The sequence below is a fragment of the Streptomyces sp. NBC_00209 genome, assembly GCF_045206345.1.
GTDB lineage: Bacteria > Actinomycetota > Actinomycetes > Streptomycetales > Streptomycetaceae > Streptomyces.
Window position 1 is genome coordinate 6,185,624 of record NZ_CP108121.1, and the last position, 20,659, is coordinate 6,206,282.

18 protein-coding genes, 1 rRNA gene and 1 riboswitch are annotated in these 20,659 nt (G+C 70.8%); of the genes, 14 read left to right on the top strand and 5 right to left on the bottom strand.

The window, feature by feature from the left end; genetic code table 11:
• The first annotated feature begins 10 nt into the window (after positions 1–10).
• The 11 genes from rrf (at position 11) to OG867_RS28150 (ending at position 10,235) form a co-directional block, all read left to right on the top strand.
• Positions 11–127 (top strand): 5S ribosomal RNA (rrf, locus tag OG867_RS28100).
• 148 nt (positions 128–275) lie between these two features.
• Complete coding sequence (locus OG867_RS28105; protein WP_328899161.1) at positions 276–884, top strand: CDP-alcohol phosphatidyltransferase family protein; 609 nt, start codon at positions 276–278, stop codon at positions 882–884.
• 112 nt (positions 885–996) lie between these two features.
• Complete coding sequence (locus tag OG867_RS28110) at positions 997–3,492, top strand: mannose-1-phosphate guanyltransferase (RefSeq protein ID WP_328899160.1); 2,496 nt, start codon at positions 997–999, stop codon at positions 3,490–3,492.
• Positions 3,493–3,597: 105 nt separating this feature from the next.
• The gene (locus tag OG867_RS28115; RefSeq protein ID WP_406289512.1) at positions 3,598–4,500 is read left to right on the top strand and encodes a DUF881 domain-containing protein; all 903 of its coding nucleotides are present in this window, start codon (positions 3,598–3,600) and stop codon (positions 4,498–4,500) included.
• Entirely contained in the window at positions 4,497–4,829 is a 333-nt protein-coding gene (locus tag OG867_RS28120; RefSeq protein ID WP_003970459.1) for a small basic family protein, read from the top strand. The genes OG867_RS28115 and OG867_RS28120 overlap by 4 nt, the downstream gene beginning before the upstream one ends.
• A gap of 5 nt (positions 4,830–4,834) precedes the next feature.
• Positions 4,835–5,623: a DUF881 domain-containing protein gene (locus OG867_RS28125; protein ID WP_328899158.1), complete on the top strand. Its 789-nt coding sequence runs from the start codon at positions 4,835–4,837 to the stop codon at positions 5,621–5,623.
• Positions 5,624–5,705: 82 nt separating this feature from the next.
• Positions 5,706–6,569 carry an FHA domain-containing protein gene (locus OG867_RS28130; RefSeq protein WP_328904257.1) on the top strand — a complete coding sequence of 288 codons (864 nt, stop codon included), beginning with the start codon at positions 5,706–5,708 and terminating at the stop codon, positions 6,567–6,569.
• 42 nt (positions 6,570–6,611) lie between these two features.
• The gene (locus tag OG867_RS28135; RefSeq protein ID WP_328899157.1) at positions 6,612–7,352 is read left to right on the top strand and encodes a MerR family transcriptional regulator; all 741 of its coding nucleotides are present in this window, start codon (positions 6,612–6,614) and stop codon (positions 7,350–7,352) included.
• A 53-nt stretch (positions 7,353–7,405) separates the two neighbouring features.
• Complete coding sequence (locus OG867_RS28140; protein WP_026171779.1) at positions 7,406–7,882, top strand: bifunctional nuclease family protein; 477 nt, start codon at positions 7,406–7,408, stop codon at positions 7,880–7,882.
• A 167-nt stretch (positions 7,883–8,049) separates the two neighbouring features.
• On the top strand, positions 8,050–8,667 hold the full coding sequence (locus tag OG867_RS28145) for a MerR family transcriptional regulator (RefSeq protein ID WP_328899156.1): 618 nt from the start codon (positions 8,050–8,052) through the stop codon (positions 8,665–8,667).
• A 92-nt stretch (positions 8,668–8,759) separates the two neighbouring features.
• A complete protein-coding gene (locus OG867_RS28150) occupies positions 8,760–10,235 on the top strand; it encodes a DNA polymerase IV (protein ID WP_406289517.1) in 1,476 nt (491 codons plus the stop codon).
• Here OG867_RS28150 and OG867_RS28155 read toward each other — a convergent pair.
• The gene (locus tag OG867_RS28155; RefSeq protein WP_406289520.1) at positions 10,160–10,528 is read right to left on the bottom strand and encodes a PRC-barrel domain-containing protein; all 369 of its coding nucleotides are present in this window, start codon (positions 10,526–10,528) and stop codon (positions 10,160–10,162) included. The two genes, OG867_RS28150 and OG867_RS28155, sit on opposite strands and share 76 nt — an antisense overlap.
• A gap of 116 nt (positions 10,529–10,644) precedes the next feature.
• Positions 10,645–10,742, top strand: a riboswitch (glycine riboswitch).
• Positions 10,743–10,936: 194 nt separating this feature from the next.
• Between OG867_RS28155 and gcvP the strand changes: the two genes are divergently transcribed.
• The gene (gene gcvP / locus OG867_RS28160) at positions 10,937–13,822 is read left to right on the top strand and encodes an aminomethyl-transferring glycine dehydrogenase (protein ID WP_406289522.1); all 2,886 of its coding nucleotides are present in this window, start codon (positions 10,937–10,939) and stop codon (positions 13,820–13,822) included.
• Between the two features lie 72 nt (positions 13,823–13,894).
• Here the strand turns inward: gcvP and OG867_RS28165 are convergent, their stop codons facing one another.
• Positions 13,895–14,101 (bottom strand): DUF5999 family protein, encoded by a 207-nt coding sequence (locus tag OG867_RS28165; protein WP_328899152.1) that lies wholly within the window; start codon positions 14,099–14,101, stop codon positions 13,895–13,897.
• Between the two features lie 322 nt (positions 14,102–14,423).
• Entirely contained in the window at positions 14,424–15,020 is a 597-nt protein-coding gene (locus tag OG867_RS28170; RefSeq protein ID WP_328899151.1) for a hypothetical protein, read from the bottom strand.
• Between the two features lie 479 nt (positions 15,021–15,499).
• Here OG867_RS28170 and OG867_RS28175 point away from each other — a divergent pair, with 479 nt between their 5' ends.
• Entirely contained in the window at positions 15,500–17,005 is a 1,506-nt protein-coding gene (locus OG867_RS28175; RefSeq protein WP_328899150.1) for a glutamate-cysteine ligase family protein, read from the top strand.
• 33 nt (positions 17,006–17,038) lie between these two features.
• Here the strand turns inward: OG867_RS28175 and OG867_RS28180 are convergent, their stop codons facing one another.
• Positions 17,039–18,823 (bottom strand): VWA domain-containing protein, encoded by a 1,785-nt coding sequence (locus OG867_RS28180; RefSeq protein WP_406289525.1) that lies wholly within the window; start codon positions 18,821–18,823, stop codon positions 17,039–17,041.
• A 184-nt stretch (positions 18,824–19,007) separates the two neighbouring features.
• Here OG867_RS28180 and OG867_RS28185 point away from each other — a divergent pair, with 184 nt between their 5' ends.
• Positions 19,008–19,787, top strand: a complete 780-nt coding sequence (locus tag OG867_RS28185; RefSeq protein ID WP_406289528.1) for a CPBP family intramembrane glutamic endopeptidase — start codon at positions 19,008–19,010, stop codon at positions 19,785–19,787.
• Positions 19,788–19,829: 42 nt separating this feature from the next.
• On the opposite strand, the gene OG867_RS28190 is transcribed toward OG867_RS28185, so the two are convergent.
• Positions 19,830–20,648, bottom strand: coding sequence for a PhzF family phenazine biosynthesis protein (locus OG867_RS28190; protein WP_406289531.1), 819 nt, complete (start codon positions 20,646–20,648; stop codon positions 19,830–19,832).
• Between the last annotated feature and the right edge of the window lie 11 nt (positions 20,649–20,659).

Sequence of the window (20,659 nt, forward strand, 5' to 3'; positions counted from 1 at the left end):
TTCATAGTGTTTCGGTGGTCATTGCGTTAGGGAAACGCCCGGTTACATTCCGAACCCGGAAGCTAAGCCTTTCAGCGCCGATGGTACTGCAGGGGGGACCCTGTGGGAGAGTAGGACGCCGCCGAACTCCTTTTAGGAAGAGCCCCGTGCCCTTGTGGCACGGGGCTCTTTCGCGTTTTCCAGGGGCTGCCCGGCCCCCTCTGCACCCGTCGGCCGGGGCTGAGGGTAGGGTCAGGGGGCATCATTGGCACGTTCTTGACACAGGAGGCCCCCGGGTGGAGGTCCAGGAGACCCGCGTTCAGACGGACCGGGTACTCACCATCCCCAACATCCTCAGCATGTTGCGCCTGGTCGGCGTACCTGTCTTCCTGTGGCTGATTCTCCGCCCCGAGTTCGGCGGGCCCCAGAGCGACGGCTGGGCTTTGCTGGTCCTGATGTTCAGCGGGGTCAGTGACTACCTCGACGGCAAGCTCGCGCGCCGGTGGAACCAGATCAGCAGCCTCGGACGGCTTCTCGACCCCGCCGCCGACCGGCTCTACATTCTTTCCACCCTCGTCGGACTCACCTGGCGCGAGATCCTGCCGCTCTGGCTCACCCTCGCCCTGCTCGCCCGCGAGCTCATGCTCCTCGTCATGGTGGGGATCCTCCGCCGGCACGGCTATCCGCCGCCCCAGGTGAACTTCCTGGGCAAGGCCGCCACGTTCAACCTCATGTACGCATTCCCCTTGTTGCTGCTCAGCGACTGGCATGGTTGGCTGGCAGAGGTGGCCACCGTTTTCGGATGGGCGTTCGCAGGGTGGGGTACAACCCTCTATTGGTGGGCAGGAATCTTGTACGTGGTTCAGGTCCGCCGCCTGGTCAAGGCGGATGCAGTAGCCGATTGAGCTCGCTGATGTGGTGCCGTGCAATGTCGCCGGCCATCGGCTGATGACACAGAAGCTGCCCTGACGGGTGAAGTCGGCTCGACCGTCGTCTCTCAAGGAGGACGTTTCCGACATGAAGGCCGTCGTGATGGCTGGCGGCGAAGGCACTCGTCTTCGCCCGATGACCTCGAGCATGCCCAAACCGCTCCTGCCCGTGGCCAATCGGCCGATCATGGAGCATGTGCTCCGGCTGCTGAAACGGCACGGGCTCAATGAGACGGTCGTGACCGTCCAGTTCCTTGCCTCCCTGGTCAAGAATTACTTCGGGGACGGCGAAGAGCTCGGCATGGAGCTGAGCTATGCCAACGAGGAGAAGCCGCTCGGCACCGCCGGCAGCGTGAAGAACGCCGAAGAGGCGCTGAAGGACGACACCTTCCTCGTCATTTCCGGTGACGCGCTCACCGACTTCGACCTCACGGATCTCATCGCTTTCCACAAGGAGAAGGGCGGTCTGGTCACCGTCTGCCTCACCCGCGTTCCCAATCCCCTGGAATTCGGGATCACGATCGTGGACGAGCAGGGTCAGGTCGAGCGCTTCCTGGAAAAGCCGACCTGGGGCCAGGTCTTCTCGGACACCGTGAACACGGGCATCTACGTCATGGAGCCCGAGGTCTTCAACTACGTCGAGGCCGACGCCTCCGTGGACTGGTCCGGGGACGTCTTCCCGCAGCTCATGAAGGAAGGCAAGCCCATCTACGGCTATGTCGCCGAGGGCTACTGGGAGGACGTGGGCACCCACGAGAGCTATGTGAAGGCCCAGGCCGATGTGCTGGAGCGCAAGGTCGACGTCGAGATCGACGGCTTCGAGATCTCGCCCGGGGTCTGGGTGGCCGAAGGCGCCGACGTGCACCCCGACGCCGTGCTGCGCGGCCCCCTCTACATCGGGGACTACGCCAAGGTCGAAGCCGGCGTGGAGATCCGCGAGCACACGGTCATCGGGTCGAACGTCGTCGTCAAGAGCGGCGCCTTCCTGCACAAGGCCGTGGTCCACGACAACGTGTACGTCGGCGACCACAGCAACCTGCGCGGCTGCGTCGTCGGCAAGAACACCGACATCATGCGCGCCTCCCGGATCGAGGACGGCGCCGTCATCGGCGACGAATGCCTCGTCGGTGAGGAATCCATCATCCAGGGGAACGTCCGCGTCTACCCTTTCAAGACCATCGAGGCCGGCGCCTTCGTCAACACCTCGGTGATCTGGGAGTCCCGCGGCCAGGCCCATCTGTTCGGGGCGCGCGGCGTCTCCGGAATCCTGAACGTCGAGATCACCCCCGAGCTCGCCGTCAGGCTGGCCGGTGCCTACGCGACGACGCTCAAGAAGGGCTCCACCGTCACCACCGCCCGGGACCACTCCCGAGGCGCCCGGGCGCTCAAACGGGCCGTGATCTCCGCGCTCCAGGCCAGCGCCATCGACGTACGGGACCTGGAGAACGTACCGCTGCCCGTCGCGCGTCAGCAGACCGCGCGCGGCAGTGCCGGCGGGATCATGATCCGTACGTCTCAGGGCGTGCCCGACTCCGTCGACATCATGTTCTTCGACGAACGCGGAGCGGACCTCTCCCAGGCGCGGCAGCGGAAACTGGACCGGGTCTACGCCAGGCAGGAGTACCGGCGGGCCTTCCCCGGCGAGATCGGCGACATCTACTTCCCGTCCAGCGTCTTCGACTCGTACACCGGGTCCCTCCTGCGCAACGTGGACACCACCGGGATCGCCGACGCCCAGCTGAAGGTCGTGGTCGACGCGTCCAACGGCAGCGCGGGGCTCGTGCTGCCGAGCCTCCTGGGACGGCTGGGCGTGGACGCGCTCACCATCAACCCCGGTCTTGACGAATCCCGGCCGACCGAGACGGCCGAAGCCCGGCGCAAGGGTCTCGTGCGCCTCGGTGAGATCGTCTCCTCGGCGCGGGCGGCCTTCGGTGTCCGCTTCGACCCCGTGGGCGAGCGGCTGTCCCTGGTGGACGAACGCGGCCGGATCGTGGAGGACGACCGGGCCCTGCTCGTCATGCTCGACCTCGTCGCCGCCGAGCGGCGCAGCGGGCGGGTGGCGCTCCCGGTCACCACGACGCGGGTCGCCGAGCAGGTCGCCGCGTACCACGGCACGCAGGTCGAGTGGACGACCACGTCGCCGGACGACCTGACCCGGGTGGGGCGTGAGGAAGGCACCATCTTCGGAGGAGACGGGCGCGGCGGCTTCATCGTTCCGGAATTCGCCAGCGTCTTCGACGGCACGGCCGCGTTCGTGCGGCTCATCGGGCTCGTCGCCAGGACCCAGCTCACGCTGAGCCAGATCGACGCCCGCATTCCGCGCGCCCACGTCCTGCGCCGCGACCTGGCGACACCGTGGGCCGTGAAGGGCCTGGTCATGCGCCGGGTCGTGGAGGCGGCCGGCGACCGGGACGTCGACACGACGGACGGCGTACGGGTCGTGGAGGCGGACGGGCGCTGGGTCATGGTGCTGCCGGACCCGGCGGAAGCCGTCACCCACCTGTGGGCCGAGGGGCCCGACGACGCCTCCGCCGAGGCACTGCTCGACGAGTGGGCGGCGATCGTGGACAGCGCGGGCAACTGAGAAGGGGCCGCGGGGACGGGCGGACGCACCGCCCGTCCCGGCGGCCGCCCGTCCAACGGTGGGGCCATTCGGCGTAAGCCGCCGCGACATGCGACGATGTGCGGCATGTCGCAGCAGCCCCACGGTCGGAGCACGGCCCCGCCGCCCAAGCGCCCCGACGCATCCATGCTGCTGCTGACCAACGTGATGGAACACAGCCTGGACGACGGCTACGCCGAAGCGGCGGCCCGGCGGGCGGCCGAGGGGCGCGCGGGCATGCCCCGTACGCTCAAGGCCAAGCTCGGTCTCGCCGCCTGTCTGGTCCTCGCCGCCCTGGTCGTCACGCTCGGCGCCGCCCAGGCACGGGTGACCGCGCCGGTCCTGGCCAAGGAGAAGCAGGAGCTGATCGACCGCATCGACGCCGAGACGGCGGCGGCCGACACCCTGGAGTCCCAGGTGGAGGACGTCCGCGACGACGTCAGTACCCGGCAGCGCAAGGCCCTTCAGGAACACGGGGGCGACCAGGCAGAGCTGGTGGCGCTGCTCTCCGGGGCCACGCCCGTGCACGGGCCGGGACTCAAGGTCGTCGTGGACGACGCCGAGGACACCGACCAGGGCGGCGGCGGACCCCGCGAGACCAGCGGATTCTCCGACACCGGGCGGGTCAGGGACCGGGACATGCAGCGCGTCGTGAACGGGCTGTGGGAGTCCGGCGCGGAGGCCATCGCCATCAACGGACAGCGGCTGACGGCCCTGTCGGCGATCCGGGCCGCGGGCGACGCCATACTGGTCGACAACAAACCGCTCGTGCCCCCGTACTCGGTGCTCGCGGTGGGGGACGGCAAGAAGCTGGGTGCGGCCTTCCGGGACAGTGCCGACGGCCGCTACCTGCAGGCGCTGAAGGACACCTTCGACATCCGGACCAGCATCTCCGTCCAGGAGAAGCTGAGCCTTCCGGCCGCCCCGAGCCTGATGGTACGGACAGCAGAGCCATACAAGGCCGCAGACACAGGGAAGGGCACATCGTGATCGCCGTACTGGGCCTCGTCGTGGGAGTCGTGGTCGGACTGTTGGTCCGGCCCGAAGTTCCGGCGGTGGTCGAGCCCTATCTCCCCATCGCCGTCGTCGCCGCGCTCGACGCGGTGTTCGGCGGGCTGAGGGCCATGCTCGACGGCATCTTCGTCGACAAGGTCTTCGTGGTCTCGTTCCTCTCGAACGTGGTCGTGGCGGCCCTCATCGTCTTCCTGGGCGACAAGCTGGGCGTCGGCGCCCAGCTCTCCACGGGTGTGGTGGTCGTGCTGGGCATCCGGATCTTCTCCAACGCCGCGGCGATCCGCCGGCACGTCTTCCGGGCCTGATGCCGATGAGCAACGACGACTTCAACGTGAACTCCGACGACGGCGCGGAGCCCCGGGCCGACGCCCCGCAGGAGCTCACCGGGCGCCGGCGGCTGATCGCCGGTCTCTGGCCGCCCCGGGTGACCCGCGCCCAACTCATCGTCGCCGTCCTCCTGTTCGGCCTCGGGCTCGGGCTCGCCATCCAGGTGCGGTCCAACAGCGACAGCAACGCCCTGCGCGGGGCGCGCCAGGAGGACCTGGTGCGCATCCTGGACGAGGTGGACGACCGCACGCAGCGGCTGGAGGACGAGAAGCAGCGCCTCGACGCCCAGCGCACGGAGCTCGAGAACAGCTCCGACCAGGCCGAGGAGGCCCGGAAGCAGACGGTTGAGAAGGAGCGGCAACTCGGCGTGCTCGCCGGGACCGTGGCGGCTCACGGCCCCGGGATCACCATGACGGTCAACGACCCCGGCGGCGCCGTGCGTCCCGACATGCTGCTCGACGCCCTCCAGGAGCTCAGGGCGGCCGGCGCCGAGGCCGTCGAGGTCAACGGCGTCCGTGTGGTGGCCAATACGTACTTCTCCGGTGACGCGGGTGCCGTCAAGGTCGACGGGCGCAAGATCACCGCACCGTACGTCTTCAAGGTCATCGGCAAGCCGCAGGATCTGGAACCGGCGCTGAACATCCCCGGGGGTGTGGTGCAGACGCTGGAGAAGGAGCAGGCCACCGTGCATGTGCTGCGGGCCGACGACATTGTCGTGGACGCCTTGCGACCGGCGGAGCGGCCTGACTACGCTCGGTCGTCGGGCCAGTGATCCCCGGGCGCCCGGGCGTCGGGGAACACGAGCGGACGGTTGCGGGGGGTCGCCGCATCGTAATCGTGGCGCGTGGTGGAAACTGTCGAGTGGATACGGACGTTGTGAAGATGTCCGGGTCGGCAGGTGTGTTCATTCAGGGTTCGTCCTGCCCCACGGGCGGGTCTGTTTCGGTCAAGGGGAATCGCCCGTGAAGTTGTTTGGGAAGTTGTTCGGCAAGAGCGCCCGCGATGAGAACGCACGTCATCGCGCGCCGCGCCATGGTCAGCCCGACGAGCAGGGCGCGGAGCGCCCTCTCTTCCGCGACCAGGTGACGGGCCAGGGGGGTGACTACCCGGGCGGTCCCGGCGCGTCGTCCGTTGACCCTGCCGGTCCCGGCCGCATAGGTTTCGGAGCCCCGAGCCAGGAGGCTTCGTCCATGCCGGTGTGTACGAGGTGCGGCCACCGCAACGCCGAGGCCAGCCGTTTCTGCTCCAACTGCGGTGCGCCGCTGCGGGGCGGGGTCCCGGAGCGCGCCTCGGAGACGACGTCGACCATCTCGATCTCCGGCCTTGAGGCGTACGAGGCGGAGGCCACCGGCCAGACCGCCGTGCCGTCGCTGTCGCCCGAGGCGCAGGCCGCCGTCGACGCCCTGCCGCTCGGCTCGGCGCTCCTGGTGGTGCGCCGCGGCCCGAACAGCGGCAGCCGCTTCCTGCTGGACGGCGAGCTGACCACGGCCGGCCGTCACCCGCAGAGCGACATCTTCCTGGACGACGTGACGGTCTCCCGCCGCCATGTGGAGTTCCGCCGGGGCGCCGACGGCAGCTTCACGGTCGGGGACGTCGGCAGCCTCAACGGCACCTATGTCAACCGTGAGCGGATCGACTCCGTCGCCCTGTCCAACGGTGACGAGGTGCAGATCGGCAAGTACCGGCTGGTCTTCTACGCGAGCCAGCGGGGCATCTGACCCGCCCCCGGACGCCGTCCGGGGGGAACCCCAGGAAGGTCCATGCTGAGAACACCGAGCGGCGGTGCCCGACACGGCATCGCCGCCGACGGCCGGCCGATGAGCATCGGCACGGTGCTCCTGCAGCTGCAGGAGGAGTTCCCCGAGGTCACCATCTCCAAGATCCGCTTCCTGGAGACCGAAGGGCTGGTCGAACCGCAGCGGACCCCCTCCGGCTACCGGAAGTTCGTCGCCGCGGACGTCGAGCGGCTCGCCCAGGTGCTCCGGATGCAGCGGGACCACTACCTGCCGCTGAAGGTCATCCGCGAGCACCTGGACGCCCTCGCCCGCGGTGAGCAGGTGGCCCTGCCGTCCCCCGACGGTGAGCCGGGGCAGGCGGACGGTGAACCGGCCGGGCTGCCGGGCCGGGCCACGGCCGCCCGGATCGGCCGCGCCGAGCTCCTGGTGGCCGCCGAGGTCACCGAGAGCGACCTGGACGACTGGGAGTCGTACGGCCTGGTCGTCCCCGCGGCGGACGGCGGGTACGACGCCGATATGGTGACCGTCGCCAGGCTTGTGGCGGAACTGGGGCGATTCGGTCTGGAACCTCGTCACCTCAGGGCCGTACGGGGCGCCGCAGACCGGGAGGCCGGGCTCATCGAGCAGATGGTCGCGCCGCTGCGCCGGCACCGGAATCCGCAGACCAGAGCGCATGCGGAGGCGACCGCGAAGGAGCTGGCGGAGCTGTCCGTACGGCTGCACTCCGCGCTCGTTCAGACCGCTCTGCAGGTACGGCTGCGCTGAAGGCGGACGAGCCCGACTACCCAAACCTGCCGAGCACGTCCTAGGGTTGCTGTGTGAACGAGCTCGACGTTGTGGGTGTCCGGGTGGAAATGCCCTCCAACCAACCGATCGTGCTCCTGCGTGAAGTGGGAGGCGACCGGTACCTCCCCATTTGGATCGGTCCTGGTGAGGCGACCGCGATCGCCTTCGCCCAGCAGGGCATGGCTCCGGCCAGGCCGCTGACCCATGATCTCTTCAAGGATGTGCTCGAGGCCGTCGGCCAGGAGCTCACCGAGGTCCGGATCACGGACCTCCGCGAAGGGGTTTTCTACGCGGAGCTGGTCTTCGCCGGCGGTGTCGAGGTGAGCGCGCGGCCTTCCGACGCCATAGCCCTCGCCCTGCGCACCGGAACGCCGATCTACGGCAGTGACGGGGTGCTGGACGACGCGGGGATCGCGATCCCCGACGAGCAGGAGGACGAGGTGGAGAAATTCCGCGAGTTCCTCGACCAGATCTCTCCGGAGGACTTCGGGACGAACAACAGCCAGTGACGTCTTTGGCGGTGGCCACCGGCACATCCGGTGAGCCTTTCCCCGTCAACGGTCACGCGAAACCACCCTCAGGGTGATTATCACTCGGCGTGCCGAGTGTGGCGATCGTTGACGCACCCCGGGTGACTGCCTACCTTCGAGTGGGCAGGTCAAGGACGGAGGTCGGCGTGAGAAGCAGCGGCGACGGTACGGCAGCGGGTGCGCCGTATCCGCAGCAGGGGAGTACGGCCGGCCGGACCATCAGGCAGTCGGCTTCGCCGGCTGCGGTGGCGGGAGACGGCGTGGCATCGGCCGAGGACATCGGTTACCGCGGGCCCACGGCGTGCGCGGCGGCGGGGATCACGTACCGGCAACTGGACTACTGGGCGCGCACCGGCCTCGTGGAGCCGAGCGTCCGTCCGGCGTACGGGTCGGGCACTCAGCGGCTCTACAGCTTCCGGGACGTCGTCCTGCTGAAGATCGTGAAGCGCTTCCTCGACACCGGCGTGGCGCTCCAGAACATCCGGACCACGGTCCAGCATCTGCGGGCCCGCGGTTTCCAGGATCTGGAGCGGATGACGCTGATGAGCGACGGGGCCACGGTGTACGAGTGCTCCTCGCCCGCCGAGGTGGTCGATCTGCTCCAGGGCGGCCAGGGCGTCTTCGGGATCGCCGTCGGAGTCGTCTGGCGGGACGTGGACGCCGCCCTGTCGCAGCTGCACGGGGAGCGCGTGGACACCGGTGAGACGCTGATCGGGCACAACCCGGCCGACGAGCTCGCGCGGCGCCGCAACCGGGCCGTCTGACACCTCTGAGGGCGCGCCCGGGGCGGGAATCGCGGGGGCCGGGGCCGTGATGACGCGGCGATTGTCAGTGCGGTAGGGCAGCATCGGCTGGTGTGAGAGCCGCGCCCACCATCCTGCATCTGGACATGGATGCCTTCTACGCCTCCGCGGAGCAGGCGGCGAAGCCCAGCCTGCGCGGCAAACCGGTCGTGGTGGGCGGGCTCGGGACGCGCGGGGTCGTCGCGACGGCCTCCTACGAGGCACGGCGCTTCGGGGTGCACTCGGCGATGCCGATGGCGCAGGCCAGACGGCTCGCGCCGAACGCCGCCTATCTGGTCCCGCGCTTCACGCTGTACCGCACGGTGAGCGACCAGGTCATGGAACTGCTCGGCCGGCTCTCGCCGCTGGTGGAACCGCTCAGCCTGGACGAGGCGTTCGTGGACCTCGAAGCGGGCGGCACCGCCGACGACACCGCCTCCGCCCTGGAGATCGGCCGGGAACTGCGCGAGGTCATCCAGGCGGTCACCGGACTGAGCGGATCGGTCGGGCTCGCCGGGTCCAAGATGCTCGCCAAGATCGCCTCCGAGGAGGCCAAGCCCGACGGGATGCGCCTGATCGAGCCCGGCACCGAGCGGGCGCACCTCGCGCCCATGCCGGTGCGCACCCTGCCCGGCGTCGGCCCCGCCACGGCGGACCATCTGCGCCGCGCCGGCATGACGACCGTCAACGACCTCGCCGAGGCGGGCGAGGCGGAGCTGGTACGGCTCCTGGGCAAGGCCCACGGCGCCGCGCTGCACCGGATGGCCTCCGGCTACGACGACCGGCCCGTGGTCGCGGAGCGCGACGCGAAGTCCGTCTCCGTCGAGGACACCTTCGAGGTGGACCTGCACGACCGCGTCCGGGTGCGCACCGAGGTGGAGCGGCTGGCCGACCGGTGTGTCCAGCGGCTGAGGGGGGCGGGGCGCTCGGGGCGCACGGTGGTGCTCAAGGTGCGCCGGTACGACTTCTCCACGCTGACCCGCTCCGAGACGCTGCGCGGCCCCACGGACGACCCCGCGGTCGTCCGGGAGGCCGCCGCCCGGCTCCTGGAAACCGTGCACACCACGGGCGGGGTGCGGCTGCTGGGCGTCGGGGTCACGGGGCTCGCCGACTACACCCAGGAGGACCTGTTCGCCCAGGCCGCCGGTGAGCGGGCGGCGGCCGAGGCTCTCACGGACGACGACGCGGCGCGGCCGCGGGAGGACGCCGATGCCCGCGAGGGGGCGGCGGGCGGCGGGCCCGGGCCGGAGGAGTCCGCCGAGCAGCTCGCGGCTCGGCGCTGGCCGGCCGGGCACGATGTGCACCACGAGGTCCACGGACACGGGTGGGTGCAGGGGAGCGGGGTCGGGCGGGTGACCGTGCGGTTCGAGGAGCCGGGGGCGACGGCGCCCGGCCGGGTGCGTACGTTCCGCGTGGACGACCCCGCGCTGCGGGCCGCCGACCCGCTGCCGCTCGTCCCGGACCCGCCGGACTACTACTCCTCCTGGCCCGCCAGTCGGCCGAAGTCGCGGTCGGGGGCCGGGGCGCCGGGGGCGGCGTCCAGGCCGTAGTGCCGGTAGAGCTGGAGCTCCTGCTCGGGGGAGAGATGGCGACCCACGCCGAAGTCGGGCGCGTCCTTGATCAGCGCACGGTCGAAGGGGACGCGCAGGGTGTCGTCCACGAACTCGCTGGGCTCCAGCGGCACGAAGGCGTCACGGCTGAAGAGCCTGGTGCGCACGGCCGCCCATTCCGGGACCCCGGTCGCGTCATCGAGGTACACCTCGTCCACGGTCCCGATCTTGGTGCCCTTGCGGTCGACGGCCTTGCGGCCGATCAGGCTGCGCGGGTCGATGTCGGTCTGCACGGTCCCTCCCACACTGGTCGCGGCTGGTCCACAGGGACTACAGAAATGCAGTTCCGTGGTCTTGGCCACTCGAGAATTCTCGTCGTGTACCCCGCTGGTAGGCTGGCCATGGCTGCTGACCCCGTGCGGGAGAGTCGTCCGGAGCCCATCCGGAGGACGCCGAAGGAGCAAATCCTCCCCGGAATCTCTCAGGCCCCCGTACCGCACGGACGAGGTCACTCTGGAAAGCAGGGCGGGTTGCGCGCGGCCGATGGGCCGTACGGAACCTCTCCCTCACCGACGGTGAAAGCCGGCGCCCGCCGTGGTGCCGGTGAAGCTCTCAGGTTGAGATGACAGAGGGGGAGGCCGTCAGGGCACCCGGCGCCGTGGTGCCCTTCGCAGGTCGTGACAGACCAGGAGGCCTCCACCATGACCCCCCGTCGCACCCCGCTCACGCAGCTGGAACAGGGCATTCCGTTCGAGCAGCGCCACATCGGCCCCGACGCCGAGGCGCAGGCGAAGATGCTCGCCCAGGTCGGTTACGGCTCGCTGGACGAGCTGACCGCGGCCGCCGTGCCCGACGTGATCAAGAGCGCCGAGGCGCTGGCCCTGCCGGGGGCCCGGACCGAGGCCGAGGTGCTGGCCGAGCTCCGCCGGCTCGCCGACCGCAACCAGGTCCTCGCCCCGATGATCGGGCTCGGCTACTACGGCACGTTCACCCCGCCGGTGATCCTGCGCAACGTCATGGAGAACCCCGCCTGGTACACGGCGTACACGCCGTACCAGCCCGAGATCTCGCAGGGCCGGCTCGAAGCCCTCCTGAACTTCCAGACGATGGTCGCCGAGCTCACGGGCCTGCCCACCTCCGGCGCCTCGCTGCTGGACGAGGGCACCGCCGCCGCCGAGGCCATGGCGCTCGCCCGGCGCGTCGGCAAGGTCAAGAAGGGCGTCTTCCTGGTCGACGCCGACACCCTGCCGCAGACCGTCGCCGTCATCGAGACCCGCGCCGAGCCGACCGGCGTCGAGGTCGTCGTCGCCGACCTCACCAACGGCATTTCGGCCGAGGTCGCCGAGGGGGGCGTCTTCGGCGTGCTCCTCCAGTACCCCGGCGCCTCCGGGGCCGTCCGGGACCTCAAGCCCGTGATCGACCAGGCCCACGAGCTGGGCGCGATCGTCACCGTCGCCGCCGACCTGCTGGCCCTCACGCTGCTCACCTCGCCCGGCGAGCTGGGCGCCGACATCGCCGTCGGCACCACGCAGCGCTTCGGCGTCCCGATGGGCTTCGGCGGGCCGCACGCCGGCTTCATGGCGGTCCGCGACAAGTTCGCCCGCAGCCTGCCCGGCCGCCTGGTCGGCGTCTCGGTGGACGCCGACGGCAACAAGGCGTACCGCCTGGCCCTCCAGACCCGCGAGCAGCACATCCGCCGTGAGAAGGCCACCAGCAACATCTGCACCGCCCAGGTGCTGCTCGCCGTCATGGCCGGCATGTACGCCGTCTACCACGGCCCCGAGGGCCTGCGCACGATCGCCCGGCGCACCCACCGCTACGCCGCGATTCTCGCCGCGGGCCTGCGCGCCGCCGGGGTCGACGTGGTGACCGGCTCCCACTTCGACACGCTCACCGTCCGCGTCGCCGGCCGGGCGGGCGAGGTCGTCGCCGACGCCCGGGAGCGCGGGGTCAACCTGCGCCTGGTCGACGCCGACACCGTCTCGCTGGCCTGCGACGAGACGACGACCCGCACCCAGGTCGCCGCCGTCTGGGCCGCCTTCGGCGCGGACGGGGACGTCGAGGCGCTGGACGCCACCACCGAGGACGCGCTGCCCGAGGCGATGCTGCGCACCGACACGATCCTCACCCACCCGGTCTTCCACCAGCACCGGTCCGAGACGGCGATGCTGCGCTACCTGCGCAAGCTCGCCGACCGCGACTACGCGCTGGACCGCGGCATGATCCCGCTCGGCTCCTGCACGATGAAGCTGAACGCGACCGCCGAGATGGAGTCGATCACCTGGCCCGAGTTCGGCGCGCTGCACCCGTTCGCGCCCGCCGAGCAGGCGCAGGGCTTCCTGACGCTGATCCGCGAGCTGGAGGAGCGGCTGGCCGAGGTCACCGGTTACGACGCGGTGTCCCTCCAGCCGAACGCCGGATCGCAGGGCGAGTTCGCGGGGCTGCTGGCCGTCCGCGCGTACCACCGCGCCAACGGCGACGAGAACCGGACCGTCTGTCTGATCCCGTCCTCCGCGCACGGCACCAACGCCGCGAGCGCCGTGATGGCCGGCATGAAGGTGGTCGTCGTCAAGACCGCCGACGACGGCGAGGTCGACATCGAGGACCTGCGCGCCAAGATCGCGCAGTACCGCGACGAGCTGGCCGTGCTCATGATCACCTACCCGTCGACGCACGGCGTCTTCGAGGAGCACGTCGCCGACATCTGCGCCGAGGTGCACGACGCCGGCGGCCAGGTCTACGTCGACGGCGCCAACCTCAACGCGCTGGTCGGCCTCGCCAAGCCCGGCCGGTTCGGCGGCGACGTCTCGCACCTCAACCTGCACAAGACCTTCTGCATCCCGCACGGCGGCGGCGGCCCCGGCGTCGGCCCGGTCGGTGTGCGCGCGCACCTGGCGCCGTACCTGCCCAACCACCCGCTCCAGCCCGCGGCGGGTCCGGAGACGGGCGTCGGCCCGATCTCGGCGGCCCCGTGGGGCTCCGCCGGCATCCTCCCCATCTCGTGGGCGTACGTACGCCTGATGGGCGGCGAGGGCCTGAAGCGCGCGACGCAGGTCGCCGTACTCGCGGCCAACTACATCGCCAAGCGTCTGGAACCGCACTACCCGATCCTGTACAACGGCCCGGCCGGTCTGGTGGCGCACGAGTGCATCGTGGACCTGCGCCCGATCTCCAAGGCGACCGGCGTCAGCATCGACGACGTCGCCAAGCGGCTCATCGACTACGGCTTCCACTCGCCGACCATGTCGTTCCCGGTCGCCGGGACGCTGATGATCGAGCCGACCGAGAGCGAGGACCTCGCGGAGCTGGACCGCTTCTGCGACACGATGATCGCGATCCGCGCCGAGATCGAGAAGGTCGCGTCGGGGGAGTGGAGCGCGGACGACAACCCGCTCGCCAACGCCCCGCACACCGCCGCCGCGCTCGGCGGGGAGTGGGAGCACGCGTACAGCCGCGAGGTCGCGGTCTTCCCGGCCGGTGTCTCGGCCGCCGACAAGTACTGGCCGCCGGTGCGCCGGATCGATGGTGCGTTCGGTGACCGTAACCTCGTCTGCTCGTGCCCGCCCCTGGACGAGTACGACAACTGACGCGGACATGCGTCGGGGCCGGTGCGGAGACTTTTCTCCGGGCCGGCCCCTTCCTCTTTCCGTCCGGGCCGCTCAGGCGGCCTTGACCACCCGGTTCGCGGCCAGGGGCCTGTGCGGGGCGATGATCTGCCCGTCCGGAAGCAGCTCACCGGTGTCCTCGAAGAGCAGGACGCCGTTGCACAGCAGGCTCCAGCCCTGCTCCGGGTGGTGGGCCACCTGGCGGGCGGCCTCCCGGTCGGCTGAGTCGGCTGTCGGGCAGGGTGGCTGATGCTGGCACATGGATGGGTTCTTTCGCTGCGTCGAGTTGAGTGACCTGCGGTGTGAAGAGGTGTTCATGACCGCCCCCGTATCGATCGGTCGCATCCCAGTGTTGCCCCACGGGCGACAATCCGCAGGGATTTCGCCGCAGCGCTTCCACTCCTCCCATGACGCGTCACCCGCCCGGACGGTTCAACTCAACTGCACTGTCACTTCGGGTGGTTCGGGGTGGCCGGATGGGACTAGTCCGGATGGGCGGGGTGCCGTACGCGTGACCGTGTGCTGTGCCCCGCCGCCGGACGGGGCGACGGGGCACAGCACACGGAGAGGACGGCCGCCGGCCTCAGGCCGGGGCGGGCGAGCCCAGCAGCGGACCGGGGCCGGGTGTGATGCGGGTGGTGATCACCGGCAGCAGGTCGGCGGCCCGGTGCGGCCGGTGGGCGGCGAAGCCGGGCGGTGCCGGGGACAGCGGCACGAGCACGTCGTCCGGGCCCGGTGCGCCGCAGGACGCGTCCGCCGTGGGGTCGCCGTGCAGCCACAGGGCCAGCATGTACAGGTCGGGGATGGACAGCAGCCTCGGCTGGTAGAAGCCGCTCATCCCCTCCGCCTGGCGCAGCGCAAGCTCCGTCGAGGCGATGTACGGGCCCTCGAAGAAGTGCGAGAAGGTCCAGCCGTCCGCGGTGAGCATGGTGTCGGCCGCCGCCACCGCCCGCTCCGAGCTGCGGATCTGGAAGCGCCAGGCGGCGAGCCGGGTGGCGGGTGCGAGCCCGCCCTGGGTGACGCCCAGCACATGGACGGGCAGCGGGTGTTCGGGGCTCAGAGGTCCCTGTGCGGACCGCAGGGCGGGCGTGCGGGCCTCGCGGACCGCGGTCGGTGAACCGAGCGCCGCGAGGACGCTGCGCAGCGCGGGCGCGGGGGCCGGGGGAACATGCAGCGGCATAGTGGGTCGCCTCTCACTTCGGAGACACGGTGGTGCGCGGGCGGGTGCGGACGGCGTTGTCGGCGGGCGGGGCCAGAGGAGGCCGGTGACTGAGCCGGTGCGTCAACTCTCTGCCTCGTCCGCGGAGTTTATACGACACGTGTTCACGCGGTGTTTCCACTAGCCGCCGCGGCTATTGCCGGCAAGGCGGTATCCGGACTTTATTATGCGGAGATCATGCTGATTCGGCGCGAGCGGCACAGCCGCCGCCTCGGGTTTTTCCCGCGCCGCGGTCGGCCGAAACCCATCGGCGCTTTACGGGCTCGCCGTACGGGAAACAGCCCGGTGCGTCATGCCGAGCGAATGTGCCCGGGGCTCCGGCGCTCAGATTAGCGTGTGTGCGCCGTCCGCGGGGCGTTACGGATCACGTCCTGCGGGCATTATCGATCGTGATGCGGGCGGCCCGGGCCGCGTGCCGGCCACTTGAGGAGGACACTTCGATGGGGGAGAAGGTCGTCGCGGGCGCCTTTGACCTGTCCGACCGGCAGAGGTACCGGAGGAAGCTGCACCAGTGCGTGGAAGCACTGTCCGGGCTCCTGGCCGAGCGGCGGTTCGACCGGCCGCGCAACCTCATGGGCATGGAGATCGAACTGAATCTCACGGGCGCCGACGCCATGCCGAAGATGTTGAATGGGCAGGTACTGGAGCGCATCGCGAGTCACGATTTCCAGACGGAACTGGGGATGTTCAATCTTGAGGTGAACATAGTCCCCCATCATCTGTCGGGGCGTGTTCTGGATCAGTTGGCCGAAGAGCTGCGGACCGGGCTCGGATATGCCGACCGGAAGGCCGGCGAAGTCGATGCCGGGATCATGATGATCGGAATCCTGCCGACACTCGGCCGTGACGACATGGTCCGGTCCAATCTCTCCGACGTCGATCGCTACGCCCTCCTGAACGATCAAATGCTGGCGGCGCGCGGCGAGAGTTTCTCGCTCGATATCGAAGGCGTCGAGCGGCTGGTCGCCACTGCCGGATCGATCACCCCGGAGGCGGCCTGCACCTCGCTGCAACTGCATCTCCAGGTCACTCCGGAACGCTTCGCCGACGTGTGGAACGCGGCGCAGGCCGTCGCCGCCGTCCAGGTCGCCCTGGGGGCCAACTCGCCGTTCCTCTTCGGCCGGGAGGTGTGGCGGGAGTCGCGGCCGCCGCTGTTCGAGCAGGCCACGGACACCCGGCCGCCCGAACTGCGCAACCAGGGCGTGCGGCCCAGGACCTGGTTCGGGGAGAAGTGGATCGGCTCGGTCGAGGAGCTCTTCGAGGAGAACCTGCGGTACTTCCCGCCGCTCCTGCCCATCTGCGACGAGGAGGAGCCCCTGCGCGTCCTCGCCGACGGCGGGGTCCCCCAGCTGAAGGAGCTGGTCCTCCACAACGGCACGGTCTACCGCTGGAACCGCCCGGTGTACGGGATCGCCGACGGCGTCCCGCACCTGCGCGTGGAGAACCGGGTGCTGCCCGCGGGCCCGACCGTCGCCGACGTCATCGCCAACACCGCGCTGTACTACGGCCTGGTCCGGGCGCTGGCGGAGGAGTCGCGTCCGGTGTGGACCCGGATGCCGTTCTCCGCCGCCGCGGAGAACTTCGAGACCGCGTGCCGCCACGGCATCGAGGCCGAGCTGCTGTGGCCCCGGCCCGGCCGCTCCGGCGGGCTGACCCGGGTGCCCGTGACCAAGCTGATGCGCGACGAGCTGCTGCCGCTCGCCGCCGCCGGGCTCGACGGCTGGAACATCGAGCCGGCGGACCGGGAGCACTACCTCGGGATCATCGAGGAGCGCTGCAAGCGGCGGACGAACGGCGCGTCCTGGCAGGCGGACACCTACCACCGGGCGCGCGAGGCGGGCCTCGACCGGGGTGCCGCCCTCGCCGCGATGACCCGGCGCTACGGCGAGCTGATGCAGGGCGGCGACCCCGTGCACACCTGGCCGGCGGGCATCCCGGCACCGTGAGCGGCGGGGCCGGTCCGTGCTCCGGACCGGCCCCTACTCGCCGGCCGCGCGGGCGCCCTGGCCCGCCGTCATCACCGCCTGGAGGATCACCGCCTGGATCTCGGCCGGGTCGCTCACCTGGTAGCCGCCGCCCCCGGTGACCTCGGCGATCTCGTCCAGCTCCTCGCGGTCCGCCTCGGGCCCGACGGCGATGGCCAGCAGCGGGACCGGGCGCGTCGGGTCGGCGATGGACTTCAGCTCCTTGACGAGGGCGGAGCGCGAGATGGACCGCTCGTCCTGGTTCGACCCGTCCGTGAGGATCACCACCGCGTTGAACTTGCCCTTCACATACGTGCGCTGCGCCTCCTTGTACGCGGCGAGGGCGGTGTCGTACAGACCGGTCGCGCCGTCCGGCACCGGGCGCAACGCGGCGAACGCGGTGGCGAGCTTCTCCCGGTGGGTGCCGCCGCCCTTCGCGGGGTCGCCGAGCCTGGCGGTCGTCACCAGCTGCCGGTAGTCCTTGTCGCCGTCGAGCGTGGTCGCGAACTCCCAGAGCCCGATCTCGTCGTTCGGGGTGAACTGGTTGAGCGCCTGGATCAGCGAAGCCTTGGTGACGTCCATCCGGGACTGGTTGCGGCCCGGCACCGTCGCGGCCATGGAACCGGAGGCGTCGACGACAGTGGTGAGCCGCGCGCTCTGCACGGTGATCGTCCACATGCCGAGCGTCTCCTGCAGGGCCTCGTCCGTCGGGGCGGGCGGCTGCGTCGCGTCGTACGGCTGCGGAGACCGGCCGCCCGCCGCCGCGACCAGCTTCTCGTCCGCCGCGCCGTACGTGGTCCGGAAGCCGTGCTCCCGGAGGGTGCTCAGGGAGCTCTCCTCGGAGAGCAGGATCATGAACCGCAGCGCGGCCCGGCGCTCGTCCGTGGACTGGCGGCGCTCGTCCACCATCGTGAGCGGGTAGTTGAGCGGCGGGGTGCCGTCCTCGGGATAGAACAGGTCCAGCTTGCCGTCGGCCGCCGACTCGGCGTTGTGGGCGAAGGCGGCCTGTTCGGAGAGGAGTACCGCCTGGTTGCGTGCCGGGTTGCCCTCCTCCGCGCCCGAGCCGTCCTGCGGCAGGGTCGCCACGACCTGGGTGTCCCCGTCGGACATCCGCTGGGCGAGCAGCTTCGCGGTGGCCGCGACCCGGGTGTCGCTGTCGCCGCCCTGCTTCCCGGCGGAGGTGCCGATGCTGTTCAGGGCCAGCAGGCCGGTCGCCGAGCGCGCGGGGTCGGCGGAGCCGAGACGTACCCGGTCGGACTCCATGGCCGCACCCGTCAACGCGGCCCAGGTGTACGTCTTCTTCGGCCAGCCGAGGTGCTTGGCGGCCGCGGGGACCGCGGCGAGGGCGACCGGTGAGGTGGCGACGGAGCCGCCGGGGGTGATGGGGGTGCCGTCGCCGGCGCCCTTGGCCCTGGTCAGCCACAGGTCCGAGTCGGGCAGCCATATCTGGTAGTCGGGGCGGGTTCCGCTCGCGAGCGCGTCCGCCACCTTGTACGAATCGCGGGCCACCACGTTCACGTCGACGCAGCGCCCGTCGGAGCGCACCTCGTCCGTACGTGCCCGGTCGGCGATGACGCGTACGGCGGGGGCGATGTCCGGAGAGGCCACCATCGACAGATGGACCGCGCTCTCCTCGCACGACTTCGAGAACGGGAGCAGGCCGCCCTGCACCGCGACCGCCGCTCCCCCCGCCACGGCGAGGACGAGCACGGTGGCGATCGCCACGGTCCGGCGGCGGCGCGGTGGACGGTCCCCGCCTCCGGCCGCCGCGCGGTCATCGGGCAAGCTGTGACGTCCCATGTCGGTGGTGCCCCTCCTTGAGGATGTACAAGGAAAAGGGGGACCACACCATCGGCAATGGTGCTCGTCCCCCGGCCAGTCGCGCATGATCTTCGTACCTGCATTCGAGACCCTAGCGGGGCGGCGAGGGGCTTGGGACGCGAATGCACAACTGAGGGCAGGTGTACAGGTGGAGGCGGGGCGCGTGGCTGATTCTTATCCCCAGGAGGCCGTGTCACAACGGATTCTCCGGTCCGAGACGGTGCTGGTACTGGCGCTCTCGCTGGGGGCGAGCGGTGTATCCGCCCTTATCAGCTTTGTCGGATCGCTGACGAAGCCAGGGGGTTTGAAGGATCAGGCGGCGACCCTCAACAGCTCGGCCGCCCCGGGCCGCCCTTGGCTGGATCTCGCCTGGCAGCTCTTCGGCATCACGACCGCGCTGGTGCCCGTCGCGCTCGTCGCGCATCTGCTCATCCGGGAAGGGACCGGACTGCGGGCCCTCGGCTTCGACCGCACCCGGCCGGGGCAGGACGTGGCACGGGGCGCGGTCGTCGCGGCGGGCATCGGCAGCGCCGGGCTGGCCTTCTACCTGGTGGCCAGGGCCGCCGGCTTCAACCTCACCGTCGTGCCCGAGTCGCTGCCCGACGTGTGGTGGAAGTTCCCCGTGCTCATCCTGTCGGCCCTCCAGAACGCCGTACTGGAGGAGGTGATCGTCGTCGGCTATCTGCTGCGCCGGCTGGGGCAGCTGGGCTGGACGCCCATGGCGGCCCTAGTGGCGAGCGCGGTGCTGCGCGGCTCGTACCACCTCTACCAGGGCATCGGCGGCTTCATCGGCAACATGGCGATGGGCGTCGTCTTCGTGCTGCTCTACCGGCGCTGGCAGCGGGTGGGCCCACTCGTCGCGGCCCACGCGCTCCTGGACATCGGCGCCTTCGTCGGTTACGCCCTGCTCGCCGGGAAGGTGGGCTGGCTGCCCACCCCGTGAGCCCCGGGGCAGGGGGTGTCCTGCCGACCGGGGCCGGGTCCGCTACGGGCCGACGAGCAGTTCACCGTCCAGCACCGTGACCGCGCGGCCCGACAGCAGAGTGCGCTCGCCGCGCAGCGATGTCCGTACGAGACCCGAGCGGGCGGACGCCTGAAGTCCGGTCAGCTCGTCGCGGCCGAGCCGGGCCGACCAGAACGGGGCCAGGGCGGTGTGCGCGCTGCCGGTCACCGGATCCTCGTCGATGCCCACCGCCGGGAAGAAGCCGCGCGAGACGTAGTCGTACGCACGCATCGGCGCGGCGGCGGCCGTGGCGATGACGCCGCGCCGCGAGAGGGCGGCCAGTGCCGCGAGGTCCGGGGCCAGTGCCCGTACGGCCGCCTCGTCCGTCAGCTCCACCAGCAGGTCCCCGACCTGCGCACCCGTGTCGTGCACGGACAGCGGCTCCGCTCCCAGGGCTTCCGCGAGGCCGTCCGGCGCGGGCTCGGGGGTCAGCGGGGCGGTCGGGAAGTCGAGCGTGAGCGAACCGTCCGGGTGGGCGGTCGACGTCAGCGTGCCGCACCGGGCGGCGAAGCGGACCGTGCCGGTGGCGGCGCCCGTGGTGTGCAGGACGTGGGCCGTGGCGAGGGTGGCGTGGCCGCACATGTCCACCTCGGTGACCGGGGTGAACCACCGCAGCGCCCAGTCGGCGTCGCCGCCCGGCGGCAGCGGGTGGGCGAACGCGGTCTCGGGGAGGTTCAGCTCGCCGGCGACCCGCTGGAGGAAGGCGTTCTCGGGGAAGCCCTCGGTGCCGAACAGCAGGACGCCTGCGGGGTTGCCGGAGAAGGGGCGGTCGGTGAACGCGTCTACGGTGCGAATCCTCATGCGCCGACCGT

Bases quoted from the DNA above. Each gene is read 5' to 3' on its own strand.
- OG867_RS28110 (WP_328899160.1), top strand. From the start codon at position 997: ATGAAGGCCGTCGTGATGGCTGGCGGCGAAGGCACTCGTCTTCGCCCG.
- OG867_RS28115 (WP_406289512.1), top strand. From the start codon at position 3,598: ATGTCGCAGCAGCCCCACGGTCGGAGCACGGCCCCGCCGCCCAAGCGC.
- OG867_RS28125 (WP_328899158.1), top strand. From the start codon at position 4,835: ATGAGCAACGACGACTTCAACGTGAACTCCGACGACGGCGCGGAGCCC.
- OG867_RS28135 (WP_328899157.1), top strand. From the start codon at position 6,612: ATGCTGAGAACACCGAGCGGCGGTGCCCGACACGGCATCGCCGCCGAC.
- gcvP (WP_406289522.1), top strand. From the start codon at position 10,937: ATGACCCCCCGTCGCACCCCGCTCACGCAGCTGGAACAGGGCATTCCG.
- OG867_RS28165 (WP_328899152.1), bottom strand. From the start codon at position 14,101: ATGTGCCAGCATCAGCCACCCTGCCCGACAGCCGACTCAGCCGACCGG.
- OG867_RS28170 (WP_328899151.1), bottom strand. From the start codon at position 15,020: ATGCCGCTGCATGTTCCCCCGGCCCCCGCGCCCGCGCTGCGCAGCGTC.
- OG867_RS28175 (WP_328899150.1), top strand. From the start codon at position 15,500: ATGGGGGAGAAGGTCGTCGCGGGCGCCTTTGACCTGTCCGACCGGCAG.
- OG867_RS28180 (WP_406289525.1), bottom strand. From the start codon at position 18,823: ATGGGACGTCACAGCTTGCCCGATGACCGCGCGGCGGCCGGAGGCGGG.
- OG867_RS28190 (WP_406289531.1), bottom strand. From the start codon at position 20,648: ATGAGGATTCGCACCGTAGACGCGTTCACCGACCGCCCCTTCTCCGGC.